Annotated in this window: 12 protein-coding genes; 8 read left to right on the forward strand and 4 right to left on the reverse strand. The window is 73.0% G+C overall.

Features of this window, described 5'->3' with window-relative positions:
- The first annotated feature begins 50 nt into the window (after positions 1–50).
- Entirely contained in the window at positions 51–1,100 is a 1,050-nt protein-coding gene (locus G127AT_RS11285; protein WP_210902082.1) for an aspartate-semialdehyde dehydrogenase, read from the forward strand.
- A 46-nt stretch (positions 1,101–1,146) separates the two neighbouring features.
- Here G127AT_RS11285 and G127AT_RS11290 read toward each other — a convergent pair whose 3' ends face one another.
- The 4 genes from G127AT_RS11290 to G127AT_RS11305 all read right to left on the reverse strand — a co-directional run bounded on the left by G127AT_RS11290 (position 1,147) and on the right by G127AT_RS11305 (position 5,309).
- Positions 1,147–1,530: a RidA family protein gene (locus tag G127AT_RS11290; RefSeq protein ID WP_210896936.1), complete on the reverse strand. Its 384-nt coding sequence runs from the start codon at positions 1,528–1,530 to the stop codon at positions 1,147–1,149.
- Positions 1,531–1,640: 110 nt separating this feature from the next.
- Positions 1,641–2,372 (reverse strand): IclR family transcriptional regulator, encoded by a 732-nt coding sequence (locus G127AT_RS11295; protein WP_210896938.1) that lies wholly within the window; start codon positions 2,370–2,372, stop codon positions 1,641–1,643.
- Between the two features lies 1 nt (position 2,373).
- A complete protein-coding gene (locus tag G127AT_RS11300) occupies positions 2,374–4,062 on the reverse strand; it encodes an N-acyl-D-amino-acid deacylase family protein (RefSeq protein ID WP_210896940.1) in 1,689 nt (562 codons plus the stop codon).
- A complete protein-coding gene (locus G127AT_RS11305; RefSeq protein ID WP_210896942.1) occupies positions 4,062–5,309 on the reverse strand; it encodes a type III PLP-dependent enzyme domain-containing protein in 1,248 nt (415 codons plus the stop codon). The genes G127AT_RS11300 and G127AT_RS11305 overlap by 1 nt, the downstream gene beginning before the upstream one ends.
- Before the next feature lie 74 nt (positions 5,310–5,383).
- Here G127AT_RS11305 and G127AT_RS11310 point away from each other — a divergent pair, with 74 nt between their 5' ends.
- From G127AT_RS11310 to G127AT_RS11340, 7 genes are all read left to right on the forward strand, one after another.
- Positions 5,384–6,310 (forward strand): sugar kinase, encoded by a 927-nt coding sequence (locus tag G127AT_RS11310; protein ID WP_244857547.1) that lies wholly within the window; start codon positions 5,384–5,386, stop codon positions 6,308–6,310.
- A gap of 10 nt (positions 6,311–6,320) precedes the next feature.
- A complete protein-coding gene (locus tag G127AT_RS11315; protein WP_210896945.1) occupies positions 6,321–7,799 on the forward strand; it encodes a malate:quinone oxidoreductase in 1,479 nt (492 codons plus the stop codon).
- Positions 7,800–8,098: 299 nt separating this feature from the next.
- Entirely contained in the window at positions 8,099–9,874 is a 1,776-nt protein-coding gene (locus G127AT_RS11320) for an ABC-F family ATP-binding cassette domain-containing protein (RefSeq protein ID WP_244857548.1), read from the forward strand.
- A 253-nt stretch (positions 9,875–10,127) separates the two neighbouring features.
- Positions 10,128–11,219, forward strand: coding sequence for an Rv2578c family radical SAM protein (locus G127AT_RS11325; RefSeq protein WP_210896947.1), 1,092 nt, complete (start codon positions 10,128–10,130; stop codon positions 11,217–11,219).
- 241 nt (positions 11,220–11,460) lie between these two features.
- On the forward strand, positions 11,461–12,660 hold the full coding sequence (locus G127AT_RS11330) for a sensor histidine kinase (RefSeq protein ID WP_210896948.1): 1,200 nt from the start codon (positions 11,461–11,463) through the stop codon (positions 12,658–12,660).
- Entirely contained in the window at positions 12,660–13,826 is a 1,167-nt protein-coding gene (locus tag G127AT_RS11335) for a hypothetical protein (RefSeq protein WP_210896950.1), read from the forward strand. The genes G127AT_RS11330 and G127AT_RS11335 overlap by 1 nt, the downstream gene beginning before the upstream one ends.
- Before the next feature lies 1 nt (position 13,827).
- On the forward strand, positions 13,828–14,448 hold the full coding sequence (locus tag G127AT_RS11340) for a thymidine kinase (RefSeq protein WP_210896952.1): 621 nt from the start codon (positions 13,828–13,830) through the stop codon (positions 14,446–14,448).
- Positions 14,449–14,450: the final 2 nt, after the last annotated feature.

The following is a 14,450-nucleotide window of genomic DNA, read 5'->3' on the forward strand; positions in this document are numbered from 1 at the left end:
CGAGGACTCCCGTGCAGACGGCACGGAGCGAAGGAGTGGATGTGGGCGACATGCGGGTGAACATCGGCGTCGTGGGGGCGACGGGGCAGGTCGGCGCGGTCGTGCGCCGGCTGCTCGACGAGCGCGACTTCCCGGTGGCGTCGATCCGCTACTTCGCCTCGGCGCGTTCGGCGGGCACGACCCTGCCGTGGCGCGGCGAGGACGTCGTCGTCGAAGACGCCGCCACCGCCGACCCCGCAGGCCTCGACATCGCGATCTTCTCGGCCGGTGCGACCCTCTCGAAGGAGCAGGCGCCCCGCTTCGCCGCCGCCGGCGTCACCGTCATCGACAACTCGAGCGGTTGGCGCATGGACCCGGAGGTGCCGCTCGTGGTCAGCGAGGTGAACCCCGAGCGCATCGCCGATGCGAAGAAGGGCATCATCGCCAACCCGAACTGCACGACGATGGCCGCGATGCCCGTGCTGAAGGTGCTGCACGAGGAGGCCGGGCTCGAACGCCTCGTCGTCTCGACGTACCAGGCCGTGTCGGGCTCCGGTCTCGCCGGCGCCGAGGAGCTCGCCGAGCAGGCGCGTGCCGCCGTCGCCGGCGACCTCATGGGCCTCGTGCACGATGGATCGGCCGTCGAACTGCCCGAACCGCACAAGTTCGTGAAGCCCATCGCCTTCGATGTGCTGCCGCTGGCCGGTTCGATCGTCGATGACGGCGAGGGCGAGACCGACGAGGAGAAGAAGCTCCGCAACGAGAGCCGCAAGATCCTCGAACTGCCCGGGCTCCTGGTCTCCGGCACCTGCGTGCGCGTGCCCGTGTTCACCGGTCACTCACTGTCGGTCAACGCCGAGTTCGCGAACCCGATCACGCCCGAGCGGGCCCGCGAACTCCTCGCCGACGCGCCGGGCGTCGCGCTGTCGGACGTGCCGACGCCGCTCGAGGCGGCCGGTGCCGACCCGAGCTACGTGGGGCGCATCCGTCAGGACCAGTCCGCCCCCGAGGGCCGCGGGCTCGCCCTGTTCGTCTCGAACGACAACCTGCGCAAGGGTGCGGCGCTGAACGCCGTGCAGATCGCCGAACTCGTCGCCGCCCGCCAGGCCGCCGCCGTCTGAGCGGCGGGGCGGACCGCACCGCGGCGGCGGCAGAGGCGCGCCGTGTTCAGGCGTCCCGCAGGGCGGCGACGACGTCGATCTCGACGAGGATGTCCGCCAGCTGCGAGCCGACGGTGGTGCGCACTGGGTACGGCTCGGTGAAGAACTCGGCGTAGGCCCCGTTGTACTCGGCGAAGTCGGCGAGATCCTGCAGGTGCGCGGTGACCTTCACGACGTCGTCGAAGTCGAGGCCGTACTCGGCGAGCACGGCGCCGACGTTCTTCAGCACCTGGCGGGTCTGCTCGGCGGCGCCGCCCGGCACGATCTGGCCGGTGGCCGGGTCCTGCGGCCCGAAGCCGGCGGTGAAGAGGAAGCCGTTGGCGACGACGCCGTGGCTGTAGGGCCCGGCGGGCTTGGGGGCGTTCTGGAGGGTGACGGCGGTCTTGGACATCGGCGGGTTCCTTTCGGTGGGTTGATGCCGGCGGATGGATGCCGGCGGATGGATGCCGGTGGGTGGATGCCGGCGGTGGATGCCGGCGGTGGATGCCGGCGGGCGGCGGTTCAGCCGAGCTCGCGCGAGATCGCCTCGGCGGTCTCGCGCATGCGCGGCAGATGGGTCTTCAGGCGGTCGAGGTCGGCGACCATGCGGATCGCGGTGATCGAGAGGGCGCCGACGACGCCCATCGACGAGTGCACGGGCACGGCGAGGCAGTTCACGAATCCTTCGAATTCGCGGTCGTCGACGGCATATCCGTCCCGGGCGGCGCGGCCGAGTTCGAGGTCGAGCCCGTCGCGGGTGGTGATGGTGCGGTCGGTGTAGCGCTTCCAGTCGGTGCGGGCGAGCACGGCGTCCCGATCGACGTCGCCGAGCCCGGCGAGGATGGCTTTGCCGACGGCGGAGCAGTGCGGGATGACGGCCTTGCCGATGCGCGAGTACATGCGCACCCCCGAGTCGTCCTCGACCTTGTCGACGTAGACGATCGCGTCGTCCATGAGGGCGGCGAGGTGGACGGTGTTGCCGACGCCGCGGTGCAGGCGGCGCACGTGGGCCGATCCGGCCTCGCGCAGGTCGAGGGTGTCGAGGGCCTGTTTGGAGAGGGCGACGAGCCGGAGTCCGAGCGCGTAGCGCCCGTTGGTGCGGCGGCGCACGTAGCCGACGGCTTCGAGGCTCTGCAGTTCGCGGAACATGGTCGACCGGTGCAGCCCGAACTCCTCGGCGAGTTCGGCGACGGTGCGCGGCCGTTCGGCGATCGCGTCGATGATGCGGGCGGCGCGGGTCACGCTCTGCGACATCTCAGTTCCTCTCCGAACGGGTGCCCCGGTGGATGCCCCGGCGCACCGGCTGCCGACGGATCCCGGCCCCGGGGGTCGCGCCCGTGAGCCGGCCGCCGGCGAGCACCGGCACGCCGGCGACGAACACGTCGTCGATGCCGCGGGCGAGGCCGAGTGGCGCGTCGTAGTCGGCGGTGTCGGCGACCCCGTCGGGGTCGACGAGGGCGAGGTCGGCGATCCACCCCTCGCGGATGAGGCCGCGCTCGCCGAGGCCGAAGCGTTCCGCGGTGCGCGCCGAGAGGTGGGCGGCGGCGTCCTGCCAGGACCAGGCGCGGAGTTCGCGGACGGTTTCGCGGAGGTATCTGGCGAAGGCGCCGCGGGCGCGCGGATGCGGGTGGGCGCCGATGAAGATGCCGTCGGATCCGCCGAGGTGGCCGGGGTGGGCGAAGATGCGGGCGAGTTCGGCGGGCGGGCGCGCGTCCGGCACGGCCATGACGATGCTCGTCTCGAGGCGGCTGGCGACGAGCACGTCGAGGCCGAATGCGATCTCGTCGGCCGCGCCGGCCCGCCGGGTCGCTTCGGCGAACGTCAGCCCGTGCGCCCAGGCGTACTCGGGGGCGGCGATATGGGCGAAGGTCATGAGTTCGCGCCAGCGCGGGCCGACGCTCGCGTAGGCGTCGAGTTCCGGGAACCAGTCGCGGCGGAGCCGGGCGCGTTCGGCGGGGTCGGCGAGGCGGGGGATGAGGGCGGCGGCCGGCAGCACGGTGAGTTCGGGCGGCAGGAACGGCATCGACAGCAGGCTGCAGCCGCGCGTGTAGGGGTAGGCGTCGAAGCTCGCGTCGACGCCGGCTGCGGCGAGTTCGCCGAGCAGCCCGAGCACGGTGTCGGCCGCGGCGTGGAAGTGGGAGACGTGCACGCGGGCGCCGCTGCCGGCGGCGATCTCGGCGATCTCGGCGATGCCGGCGGCCGAGTTCGCCTCGTATCCGCCGCGCATGTGCGAGACGTAGGCGGCGCCGGCCGCGGCGAGCGGGCGGGCGAGTTCGGTGAGCTCGGCGGTGTCGGCGAAGATCCCGGGCACGTAGTCGAGGCCCGTGGACAGCCCGACGGCGCCCTCGGCGAGGCCGGTTTCGACGAGGCGGCGCATGGCGGCCAGTTCGGCGGCGTCGGGGGCGCGGGATGCCCGGCCGAGCACCTCGTGCCGCACGGTTCCGGCGGGCACGAGCAGGGCGACGTTGACCGCGGTGCGGCCGTCGTAGCCGGCGAGTTGCGCGCCGATGCCGTCGGGTGCGGGGCCGGATGCGCGGCGTGCGGCATCCGCACCCCGCAGCCGCCGCGGGTCGCCCCCGTCGATCGCGGCGAAGTACTCGGCCGCGTACCGCCCGTCGCCGGGCGCGAAGCCGACGCCGTCCTGCCCGCAGATCGTGCTCGTCACGCCCTGCCGGAGCAGCGCGAGCTGCACGTCGGGGTCGAAGACCAGGCCGTCGACGTGGGCGTGGGCGTCGATGAGTCCGGGCATGATGAGGCGCCCCGCGGCATCCACCACCGCGTCGGCCTCGCGCGGCGAGAGGCGGCCCGGGGCGGAGACGGCCGCGATCCGCCCGCCGTCGGCGAGCACGTCTGCGGCGTGCGGCTCCTGCTCGGCGTCGACGACGAGGCCGCCGGTGATGAGCGTCGTCGGCATCAGCGTCGTCGGCATCAGAAGCGCCGGCATCAGAAGAAGGTCCGCACGAGGTCGACGACGCGGGCGGATGCCGCGTGCTCGCGCACCGGGATGAAGCGCCACTTGTCGAAGGCCGTGCACGGGTGCGAGAGGCCGAGCTCGACGAGGTCGCCGACGGCGAGGCCCTGCAGGGCCTGGTCGGATCGGAGGTACGCGTGCTGGTCGTTCAGCGCGGTGACGGCGGCTCCGGGCACGCCGAACGGCACCGGCGGCCCTTCGTCGTAGGAGAAGTCGCGTTTGCCGCCGTCGAGCAGCGCGAGGCCGGGTTCGGGGTGCGAGACGACCCGCGCCAGCCCTCGCATCGCGGGCGCGAGCCGTGCATCGATGGGGGAGATGCCGTGGTAGAAGCCGTCGTCGTGCACCAGCGAGGCCCCCGAGCGGAGCACCCAGCGGGTCGGCCGCCCGGCGGCCCGGCCTGCGGCGATGGCGGGGGCGAAGGCGGCGTCGACGAGATCGAGGTAGGCGCTGCCGCCGGCGGTCACGATGAGTTCGCGGTCGCCGGCGAGCTCGCGCACGGCGTCGTGCAGGGCGACGAGTTCGCCCAGGTAGGCGGCGACGGCGGCGGTGGATGCCGGGGAGCGGTCGTGCCCGAGGCTGCCCTCGTAGCCGGCGACGCCGGCGAGCCGCAGCACGGGGGAGGCCTCGATGCGTCGCGCGACGCGGAGCGCGGTCTCGAGGTCGCGGGCGCCGGTGCGGCCGCCGGGGCCGCCGAGCTCGACGAGCACGTCGAGGGGGCGTGCGGGGGTGGATGCCCGAAGCGCCGCCTCCATCCGATCGACCGTGTCGACGGCATCCGCCCAGGAGGCGAAGGCGAAGCCGGGGTCTGCGAGTTCGCCGGCGATCCAGGCGATCGCGGCCGGGTCGACGAGGGCGTTGGCGAGCATGATCCTGGCGACGCCGAAGGTGCGGGCCGTCCGCACCTGGGCGGGGGTGGCGAGGGTGAGGCCGCTCGCGCCGGCGTCCAGCTGGAGGCGCCAGAGGGCGGGCGCCATGGTCGTCTTGCCGTGCGGCATGAGCTCGAGGCGGCGTTCGCCGGCCCAGCCCTGGATCGCGGCGGCGTTCGCGTCGAGGGCGGCGCGGTCGAGCACGAGCAGCGGGGTCCAGAATTCGTCGAGGCGGGGCTCGGTCGCGAGGAACTCGGCGACCGTGAGGCCGGCGGCCCGGGCGGGCAGGCCCTTCTCACGGCCGGTGAGGCGCTCGTCGGCGAGCGCGGCGATGGGGTCGCCCTGGTGCGTCATCGTCGTCCTGTCATCGGGTTGCGTATGTTGCAACACGCTTGCGCGTGCGGTGCACATGGCTCAGCATAGAGCCCGTGAACGCCGCGATCGAGGTGCTCGCCGTCGGCGAGACCATGGTGCTCGTCGCGCCCGAACGGGCCGAGCCGCTCGCATCCGCCGAGGAGTTCCGGCTCGACGCCGCAGGCGCCGAGGCCAACGTCGCCAGCCACCTCGTGCGCCTCGGCCGCGTGGCCGCCTGGGCGGGGCGCGTCGGCGCCGACGCCCTGGGCGAGCGGCTCGTCCGGCAACTCGCCGCGCGCGGTCTGGGCACCGCGCACGTCGAACGCGACCCCGATGCGCCGACCGGGCTCTACGTGAAGGATCCGGGCCACGGCGTCCTCTACTATCGGCGGGGCTCGGCGGCCTCGCGGATGTCGCCGTCGTTCCTCGCGTCGCTGCCGGCCGCCGGCATCGTCCACCACACGGGCATCACCCCGGCGCTATCGGCCGGCTGCGACGCCATGAGCGGCGCCCTCGCCCCGCACGTGCACGCGGCCGGCGGGCTCGTCTCCTTCGACGTGAACCACCGCCCCGCCTTGTGGGCGGCGGATGCCGCGGCGCCCCGCCTCCGCGAGCTCGCCGCCGCCGCCGACCTCGTCTTCGTCGGCCTCGACGAGGCCGCCCGGCTCTGGGGCGCCGAATCCGCCGACGAGGTGCGCCGGCTCCTGCCCGAACCGGCCGTGCTCGTCGTAAAGGACGGGCCGCGGCGCGCGACCGAGTTCGACGGCGGGCAGCGCACTGAGGTCCCTGCGATCCCGGTCGATGTCGTCGAGGAGGTCGGGGCCGGTGACGCCTTCGCGGCCGGGTACCTCGCCGCCCGTCTGTCGGGTGCGGATGCCGCGGCGCGCCTGAGCGCCGGGCACGCCGCCGCGGTGACGGCGCTCGCCGAGACGAGCGACTTCCCGCGGGCGGCGCCCCACGGCATCCGCACCCCGTCCCGAGGGGTCGCCGGCAGCGCCTAGACTGGAATCCGTGAATTCTGAGGACACGGTCGACGTCGTACTGATCGGCGGGGGCATCATGAGCGCCACGCTCGGCTCCCTGATCTCGGAGCTCCAGCCGGATTGGAAGATCCGCGTCTACGAGCGGCTCGGCGAGGTCGCGCAGGAGTCCTCCAACGCCTGGAACAACGCCGGCACCGGGCACGCGGCCCTCTGCGAGCTGAACTACATGCCCGAGGGCGAGGACGGCTCGGTCGACCCGGCCAAGGCGATCTCGATCAACGAGCAGTTCCAGATCAGCCGGCAGTACTGGTCCTACCTCGTCGAGCAGGGCAAGCTGCCCACGCCGAACACCTTCATCAACACGGCCCCCCACATGACCTTCGTCCAGGGCCGCAAGAACATCGACTACCTCCGCAAGCGCGTCGACGTGCTCGCCGACCAGCCCCTCTTCCCGGGCATGGAATACAGCGAGGATCCGGAGCAGATCGGCGAGTGGACGCCGCTGCTCACGAAGAAGCGCAACCCCAAGCAGAAGATCGCCGCGACCCGCATCGAAGCCGGCACCGACGTCGACTTCGGGGCGCTCACCCGCGCCCTGTTCCGCGACCTCGAGGCCAAGGGCGGCGAGCTCCGCACGAACCACCAGGTCACCCGGTTGAAGCGCGGCAAGGACGGCCGGTGGCGGCTGCGCCTGCGCCGCCTCGTCGGCGGCAACGTCGAGCACGTGAAGGCGCGCTTCGTCTTCGTCGGCGCCGGCGGCGGGGCGCTCGCCCTGCTGCAGCACTCCGGCATCCCCGAGATCAAGGGCTTCGGCGGGTTCCCGATCTCCGGCCAGTTCCTCCGCACGACGAACCCGAAGATCGTCGCCCAGCACAAGGCGAAGGTCTACGGCAAGGCCGCCGTCGGTGCGCCGCCCATGTCGGTGCCGCACCTCGACACGCGCATCGTCGACGGCGAGACCGCACTGCTCTTCGGGCCCTACGCCGGCTTCACGCCGAAGTTCCTGAAGACGAGCACCTGGTTCGACCTGCCGTTCTCGATCCGCCTGCACAACATCTGGCCGATGCTGCAGGTCGCCTTCCGCAACGGCGACCTCGTCACGTACCTGCTCGGCGAGCTCTTCGCCTCGCGCGAGAAGAAGATGGATGCGCTGCGCGCCTTCATGCCCACCGCCAAGACCGAGGACTGGGAGCTCATCACCGCCGGTCAGCGCGTGCAGGTCATGAAGAAGGACGGCGCCAAGGGCGGCGTCCTGCAGTTCGGCACCGAGGTCATCACGGGCGCCGAGGGCACCATCGCCGGCCTCCTCGGGGCCTCGCCCGGGGCATCCACCGCGGCGCCCATCATGCTCGACGTGCTGCGCCGCTGCTTCCCCGAGCGGATCGAGGCGTGGGAGCCCAAGCTGCGCGAGATGATCCCGAGCTACGGCACGAAGCTCTCCGACGACCCGGCGGCCGCGGCCGCCTCGCTCGCCGCGACGGCGAAGACGCTCGGGCTGCAGGCGTAGCCACGGCCTGCTCGGCGCGACACGCCGTGCGGGGTTCCGCAGCGCGCGGTGCCGTGATAGCGTCGTCGGGCTATGAAGTGAGCACACTCCACCGTCCCGCGCCCGAGGCGCCGTCGACCCGTGGGGTGCTCCTCTTCAGTTGATCGCGACGGCTGAGCGGCGACCCCTCCGTGCGCGGCGAATGCCCGGCGGGAATCATCCTCGTCCGGGTCGCCGGCCTGCATGCCGGTGACCGCCCCGTGCGGCGCGCCGCGGCATCCACCGGCGACCCGGACCGGCCCCGGAAGGGGAGTCCCGTTTTGCCACTCACCATCACCCATTCCCACCACCTCGCAGCCGACGGCCTCGGCTGGCACTACGGCGACACCAGGGTCTTCGCGGACCTCGCGCTCACCGTCGCCGGCGACCAGCGCATCGGCCTGATCGGCGAGAACGGAGCCGGAAAGTCCACCCTGCTCCGGCTGCTCGCCGGCGGCCCGGACACCGTGCCCGTGGCCGCTCCGAGGTCCGGTCACGGGTTCGAGCCGGGGTCCGGTCCGGGATCCGGTCACGGGTCCGGAAGGATCATCCGACCCGCCCGCACGGGCCTGCTCGAACAGGAGCCGCCGTTCGCACCCGGCGACACCGTCGCCGGCGTGCTCGAGGCCGCCCTCGCAGAGACGCGTGCCCTCGAACGCACCCTCGACGAGGCCGCCGCGGCCATGGCCGACGGCACCCGGGCATCCGCGAACCGCTACGCCGACGCGCTGGACGCCGCCGAACGCGCCGACGTCTGGTCGGCCGAGGCCCGCCGCGACGCGCTGCTCGACGGGCTCGGCGTCGCCGGCATCCCCGGCGAGCGCCGCATGGGCGAGGTCTCCGGCGGCCAGCGCAGCCGCTTCGCGCTCGCCGCACTCCTGCTGCGGGCGCCCGAGGGGCTGCTGCTGGACGAACCCACCAACCACCTCGACGACGACGCGGTGGCCTTCCTCGAAGCGCAGCTGCGCGCCTGGCGGGGCCCCGTGCTGTTCGCCAGCCATGACCGGGCGTTCCTCGACGGGGTCGCCACGGCCCTCTTCGACGTCGACCCGGCCCGCGCCGGCACCGGCGGGGCGAGCGCCTCGGCTGTCTTCGGCGGCGGCTTCAGCGACTACCTGCTCGAGAAGGACGCCGAGCGGGCCCGCTGGGAACGCCGCTACGCCGACGAGCAGGCGGAGCTCGCGAGGCTGCGCCTCGCGGTCGCCGACACGGCCCGCCACGTCGCCCACGGCCGCGGCCCGCGCGACAACGACAAGTTCATCCATCGCTTCAAGGGAGCCCGGAACGATCAGGCGATCTCCCGCCGCGTCCGCGACGCCGAGCAGCGCCTCGCCACCCTCGAACGCGAGCAGGTGCGCCGGCCCCGCGATCCGCTCGCCTTCGCCGGCATCCCCTCCGGGTCGCACGCCCTCGACGCATCCGCCGGGTCGCTCGTGCAGCTCGCCGACGTCCGCGTCGACGGGAGGCTCGGGATCGACCGCCTCTCGATCGAGCCCGACGCCCGACTCCTCGTGACGGGCGCGAACGGGGCCGGCAAATCGACGCTGCTCGCGGTGCTCGCCGGGCGCCTGGCAGCGGATGCCGGGTCGGTGCACCGCCGCCGGGGGCTCCGCACCGGCATCCTCGAGCAGGACGTGCGATTCGCCGACCCCGCCGCCTCCCCGCGCGAGCTCTACGCACGCGTCCTCGGCGAGCGGCGCGCCGAGCAGCTGCCGCTCACCGGCCTCGGCCTCATCGCCCCGCGCGATGCGGACCGGCCCGTCGGCGCCCTCTCGGTCGGGCAGCAGCGCCGGCTCGCGCTCGCGCTCGTGATCGCGAAACCGCCGCACCTGTTCCTCCTCGACGAACCGACGAACCACCTCTCGCTCGCCCTCGCGACCGAGCTCGAAGACGCCCTCGGGCACTACCCCGGCGCCGTCGTCATCGCGAGCCACGACCGCTGGCTCCGCCGCCGCTGGTCGGGCTCCGCCCTCCCCTCACCCCCGCCCGCCCGCCGGTCGAGTAGGCGCGCAGCGCCGTATCGAGACCCTCCGCCCGCCCGCCCGCCGGTCGAGTAGGCGCGCAGCGCCGTATCGAGACTCCCTCCGTCCCCGCCCGCCCGCCGGTCGAGTAGGCGCGCAGCGCCGTATCGAGACCCCGCCCTCCCGCCGGAGTGCCGGTTTCCCGTCGAACGCGGCCTGGGAGTGCCGATCTCCCGCCGGAGTGCCGACTTCCCGGTCCTCCGGCGGGAGATCGGCACTCCTCGTGAGCAGTTCCGAAGACGAGGTGCATCGACTTGCCCTGAATTAGAAACTGTGTTCGAATAATCGTGTGAGATGGAGCGGTCAGGAACTCGGCGTCGGGCGGAACGACACCCTGCCGGGCCTCGCGCGCCTGAACACCCTCGTCCGCACGGTCGAGACGCCGGAGTTCGCGGGTATGACGTTCCACGAGGTGCTCGCGAAGTCCGCCCTGAACCGCGTCCCCGGCACCTCGAAGATGTCCTTCGGCTGGACGATCAACCCCTACCGAGGCTGTTCTCATGCTTGCGCTTATTGTTTCGCGCGCCCCACGCATGAGTATCTCGATCTCGATTCGGGCGATGACTTCGATCGGCAGATCGTCGTGAAGATCAACGTCGCCGAGGTGCTGCGGAAGGAGCTCGCACGGCCGGGCTGGCGCCACGAGTCGGTCGCGCTCGGCACGAACACCGATCCGTACCAGCGCGCCGAGGGGCGCTACGAGCTCATGCCGGGCATCATCGACGCGCTCGCCGGCTCCCGCACGCCGTTCAGCATCCTGACGAAAGGCACGCTGCTGCGTCGCGATCTGCCGCGGCTGCAGGCGGCGGCCCGGCTCGTCCCCATCGACCTCGCGATGTCGATCGCGATCTACGACCACGATCTCCAGCAGTCCGTCGAGCCGGGTACGCCGAGCACGAAGGCGCGCCTTGCGACCGTCACGGCCGTGCGCGAGGCCGGCTTCGACTGCAGCGTCTTCCTCATGCCGATCCTGCCGTACCTCACCGATTCGAAGGCCCATCTCGACGAAGCGCTCCGGAGGGTGAAGGCGGCCGGTGCGACGACGGTCCTGTACAGCGCCCTGCACCTGCGGGGCTCCGTAAAGCCGTGGTTCATGCGGTGGCTCGCACGCGAGCACCCGGAACTCGTCCCGAGGTACCGCTCCATGTACTACGGGCAGAACGCCTACGCGCCGAAGGAGTACCGGCGCTGGCTCGCCGAGCGCATCCACCCGCTCATCCGTGCGCACGGGCTCGCGCGCGGCGAGGAGGACCCCGTCACGGGCGGCATCCGCTCCCGAGCGCTCGGCCGCGATCCCGCCCCGGCGCCCGCCGGCCCGTTCGAAGCCGGCCCCGGGGCGGCCGTCGGCTGGTCGACGGCGCAGCCCGGGGTGCTGTTCTGATGTCGCCGCAGGCAGGCCCGCTCGCGGCGAGGGCGCGCCGCCCGTGTGAACGCCGACAGAACGCGCCGCCGCCGGCACGGTCGACCGAGCGTCGACGGCATCGGTACGCCTCGAACCGGGGCTGTGCGGCGGATCCACGCCATCTCGCGAAATCCTTGGCTCAGCTGAGTTCCTGCTGGGATAATTCCGGGGACGGAAGACGACGACCGTCTTCCGACACCGGCCCGGATGCGGGGAGTCGATGCCGAGCAGCGAGCGAATCGACGACGGGGCGTTCAGCGCGTCCTTTCGCTCGGCCGCCCTCTGGGGGGCGGCGGTCGCGATCGCCGCATCCATCGGCATCGCCATCGTCGTCATGGTCGAGCAGGAAGAGCCGCTCGCGCCCATCGCGATCGTCCTCTTCGTCGCGCTCTGGGTCGCCGTCTTGGTGCCGCACCGGGTCCGACGAGTGCCGGTCGCCGTGATCGCCTTGATCGCCGGAAGCGCGCTGGTCACCTGCCTCACCGTGCTCATCCTGACCTGGCAGCACGGCTTCACCGACACCAACAGCCTCGCGATCGCCATGCCGGCCGTCGCACTCATGTTCATCAGCGGCCCGGGCGGCATGCTCGCCGCGCTGCTGTGGCCGGCGGCCGGGTTCGTGCTCGGCACCTGCGCGGGCTTCGTCGCAGCGGCGCTGACCGGCCTCACGGCCTCGCTGAACGTCGCAGCGTTCGGGGCCTTCCTGCTGATCATCGGCTTCCGGGCCGCCGAGTGGAGCGTGCGCAGTCGAGTGGGCGCACTGCGTGGCGTGCCGGCGACCGCGACCCCGCCCGGAACCGAGGCGGCGGCTACGGTTGCCGCGGTCGCCGCCGGGCACCTCCGCGCGATCGCCGAGTCCGGTTCCGGGCCGCTCGATCCCAAGATGCGCGCCGAGATCCGCCGCGACCTCGCACGCTTCGTCGGGCATGATTGGCGCGCACTCGCCGGGGCGCTCGCGACGCCCGCCGGCCCCCGAGGCGTCCCATCCGGTGCGGCGGGCGAGCCGTTCGCCGAGGCAGGCCGTGCACCGGTGGCGGTCGGGCTGCCGCAGCTGGCCGCGTCCGCGTCGAGCGTGGGGATCCTCGTCCGCCGGAGCGGCGACCCGGCCCTGCTCGGGCGCCTCCCGCCGCCCGCGCGCGACGCGGTGGATGCCGCGCTCGCCCAGTGCGTCGTCAACGTCGCAAGGCACGCCGGGGTGAACGAGGCCGCCCTGTCCGTACGGGAGGACGACGGCTGTCTCGAAGCCGTGTTCTCGGACGAGGGGGCGGGGTTCGACGCCGCCGCGATCGGCCCGGACCGCGTGGGCCTCCGCATCTCGGTGCAGGCGCGCATCGAGTCCGTCGGCGGTTCGGTCGCCGTCCGTTCCGTCCCGGGCGAAGGAACCGCGATCACGATCCGCATCCCGATCGGGGAGGCGTGATGCCGGGCCGCACTTCGCTCACCGAACAGGACATCAGCCCGCGACGGGCGGACGCCGCCCGCCCAGCCGTCGTCGTCGGTGCGATCGCCTGCGTCGTCCTTGCGGCGATCACCCTCGTCAGCCACCTCGACGAAGCGCACCGGGCCATCCCTGCGGTGCTCTCGGTCGCTCTCGTCGCCGCGGCCGGCATCGCGGCGGTGATCGCGACGCGGGCGAGGTTCGACCCGTTCCGGCCCGAGCGTCTCTGGATCGTCATCGCCGTCTCGATCTGCGCATCCATCGCCGAATTCGCGAGCACCGCCGGCAACAACGCCCGCGTCTACGACGACTTCGGCCCGTACGTGACGGGCATCCTCCTCATCGTGCTCGCCCCGTTCGTCGGCTGGCTGTCGATCGTGATCGCCGGGGTCGGGGCGGCGGCCCTGCAGCTCGTCGTCGTCATCGGCGCCCTCGGCTACCAGCAGACGCAGGCGCCCACCGGGGTGTCGCTGATCGCGGCGACCGCGCCGCTGCTCGCCCTCACCGCCGTCGCGGCCGGCTTCTCGGCGGCGATCGTGCGCAACGTCCTCGCCAGGCAGCGCGCCCACAACCGGGCCATGATCGCCGCCGCCCGCGCCCGCGGGGGCCGCGGGCCGAACGACCGCGCCCGGCTCCTCGTCGGCGAGGTGCTGCCGTTCTTCGTCGAGATCGCAAGCGCCACCCGGGTGAGCGTCGAACAGGTCGACCGGGCCCGCGAGCTCGCGGAGGCCCTCGAAGAGGTCCCCGAGACCGTCGCGGACCGCGACTGGCTCGCCGAGCTCGCCGGCCGGGTGGTCTCCGCGGGCCGCCGCATGCATGTGGACGACGTCGGTGCCGCATCCACGGAGCTGACGACCGGGCAGGCGAACGGGGTCGCGGCCCTCGTCCGCTGGCTCGCGGGCGCCCGCACGCCCGAGCTCACGGCGATCGAGGTGCATTTCGGCCGGGCGGGCGGCCGCCCCGAGGTCGTCGTGGATGCGACCCTCGAGTCCGACGCCCCCGATTTCCGCCGGGAGCTCGACGGCTTCGCCGTCGTCCTCGGCTCGCTGTTCGCGCACGTCGAGGTCACGCGGGCGCGGGACAATACCAGGGTGACGATGTCCGACGTCGTCGCGACGTATCCACCCCTGGACGACGGGAGCCCGTGACATGGCGAAGCTCTATTTCCGCTACGGCGCGATGAACTCGGGCAAGTCGACGGCCCTGCTGCAGGCCGCATTCAACTACGAGGAGCGCGGCCACCGCGTGCTCCTCGCCAAACCCGCCGTCGACACCAAAGGCGACCATCGCATCGTCTCGCGACTCGGCGTCACGCGCGAGGTCGACTACATCATCGAGCCGGGGGCGGATGTGCTCGCGGTTTTCGAGCAGCACCGCGCCGGCGTCATCGAGTCGGCCGGTCGCGACGTCAGCTGCCTCCTCATCGACGAGGCGCAGTTCCTCGAGGCCGAGCAGGTGGAGGATCTGCTGCGCATCGCTCTGCTCGACGACATCCCGGTGCTCGCCTACGGCATCCGCACCGACTTCCAGACTGTCGCCTTCCCCGGCAGCCGCCGCCTCCTCGAGATCTCGCACGCCCTCGAGGAGCTGAAGACGATCTGTCGGTGCGGCCGCAAGGCGATCTTCAACGGCCGGCGCATCAACGGGCGCTTCGTCTTCGACGGCGATCAGGTCGCGATCGACGAGGACCTGGTCTCCTACGAGTCGCTCTGCGGCGTCTGCTACCTGCAGGAGTCGGGCGGGGTGCTGAACGGCCGCGCGCACGGGTGACG

It is taken from the genome of Agromyces archimandritae (assembly GCF_018024495.1).
GTDB classification, from domain to species: Bacteria; Actinomycetota; Actinomycetes; order Actinomycetales; family Microbacteriaceae; genus Agromyces; species Agromyces archimandritae.

Bases quoted from the DNA above. Each gene is read 5' to 3' on its own strand.
- G127AT_RS11285 (WP_210902082.1), top strand. From the start codon at position 51: ATGCGGGTGAACATCGGCGTCGTGGGGGCGACGGGGCAGGTCGGCGCG.
- G127AT_RS11290 (WP_210896936.1), bottom strand. From the start codon at position 1,530: ATGTCCAAGACCGCCGTCACCCTCCAGAACGCCCCCAAGCCCGCCGGG.
- G127AT_RS11295 (WP_210896938.1), bottom strand. From the start codon at position 2,372: ATGTCGCAGAGCGTGACCCGCGCCGCCCGCATCATCGACGCGATCGCC.
- G127AT_RS11300 (WP_210896940.1), bottom strand. From the start codon at position 4,062: ATGCCGGCGCTTCTGATGCCGACGACGCTGATGCCGACGACGCTCATC.
- G127AT_RS11305 (WP_210896942.1), bottom strand. From the start codon at position 5,309: ATGACGCACCAGGGCGACCCCATCGCCGCGCTCGCCGACGAGCGCCTC.
- G127AT_RS11330 (WP_210896948.1), top strand. From the start codon at position 11,461: ATGCCGAGCAGCGAGCGAATCGACGACGGGGCGTTCAGCGCGTCCTTT.
- G127AT_RS11335 (WP_210896950.1), top strand. From the start codon at position 12,660: ATGCCGGGCCGCACTTCGCTCACCGAACAGGACATCAGCCCGCGACGG.
- G127AT_RS11340 (WP_210896952.1), top strand. From the start codon at position 13,828: ATGGCGAAGCTCTATTTCCGCTACGGCGCGATGAACTCGGGCAAGTCG.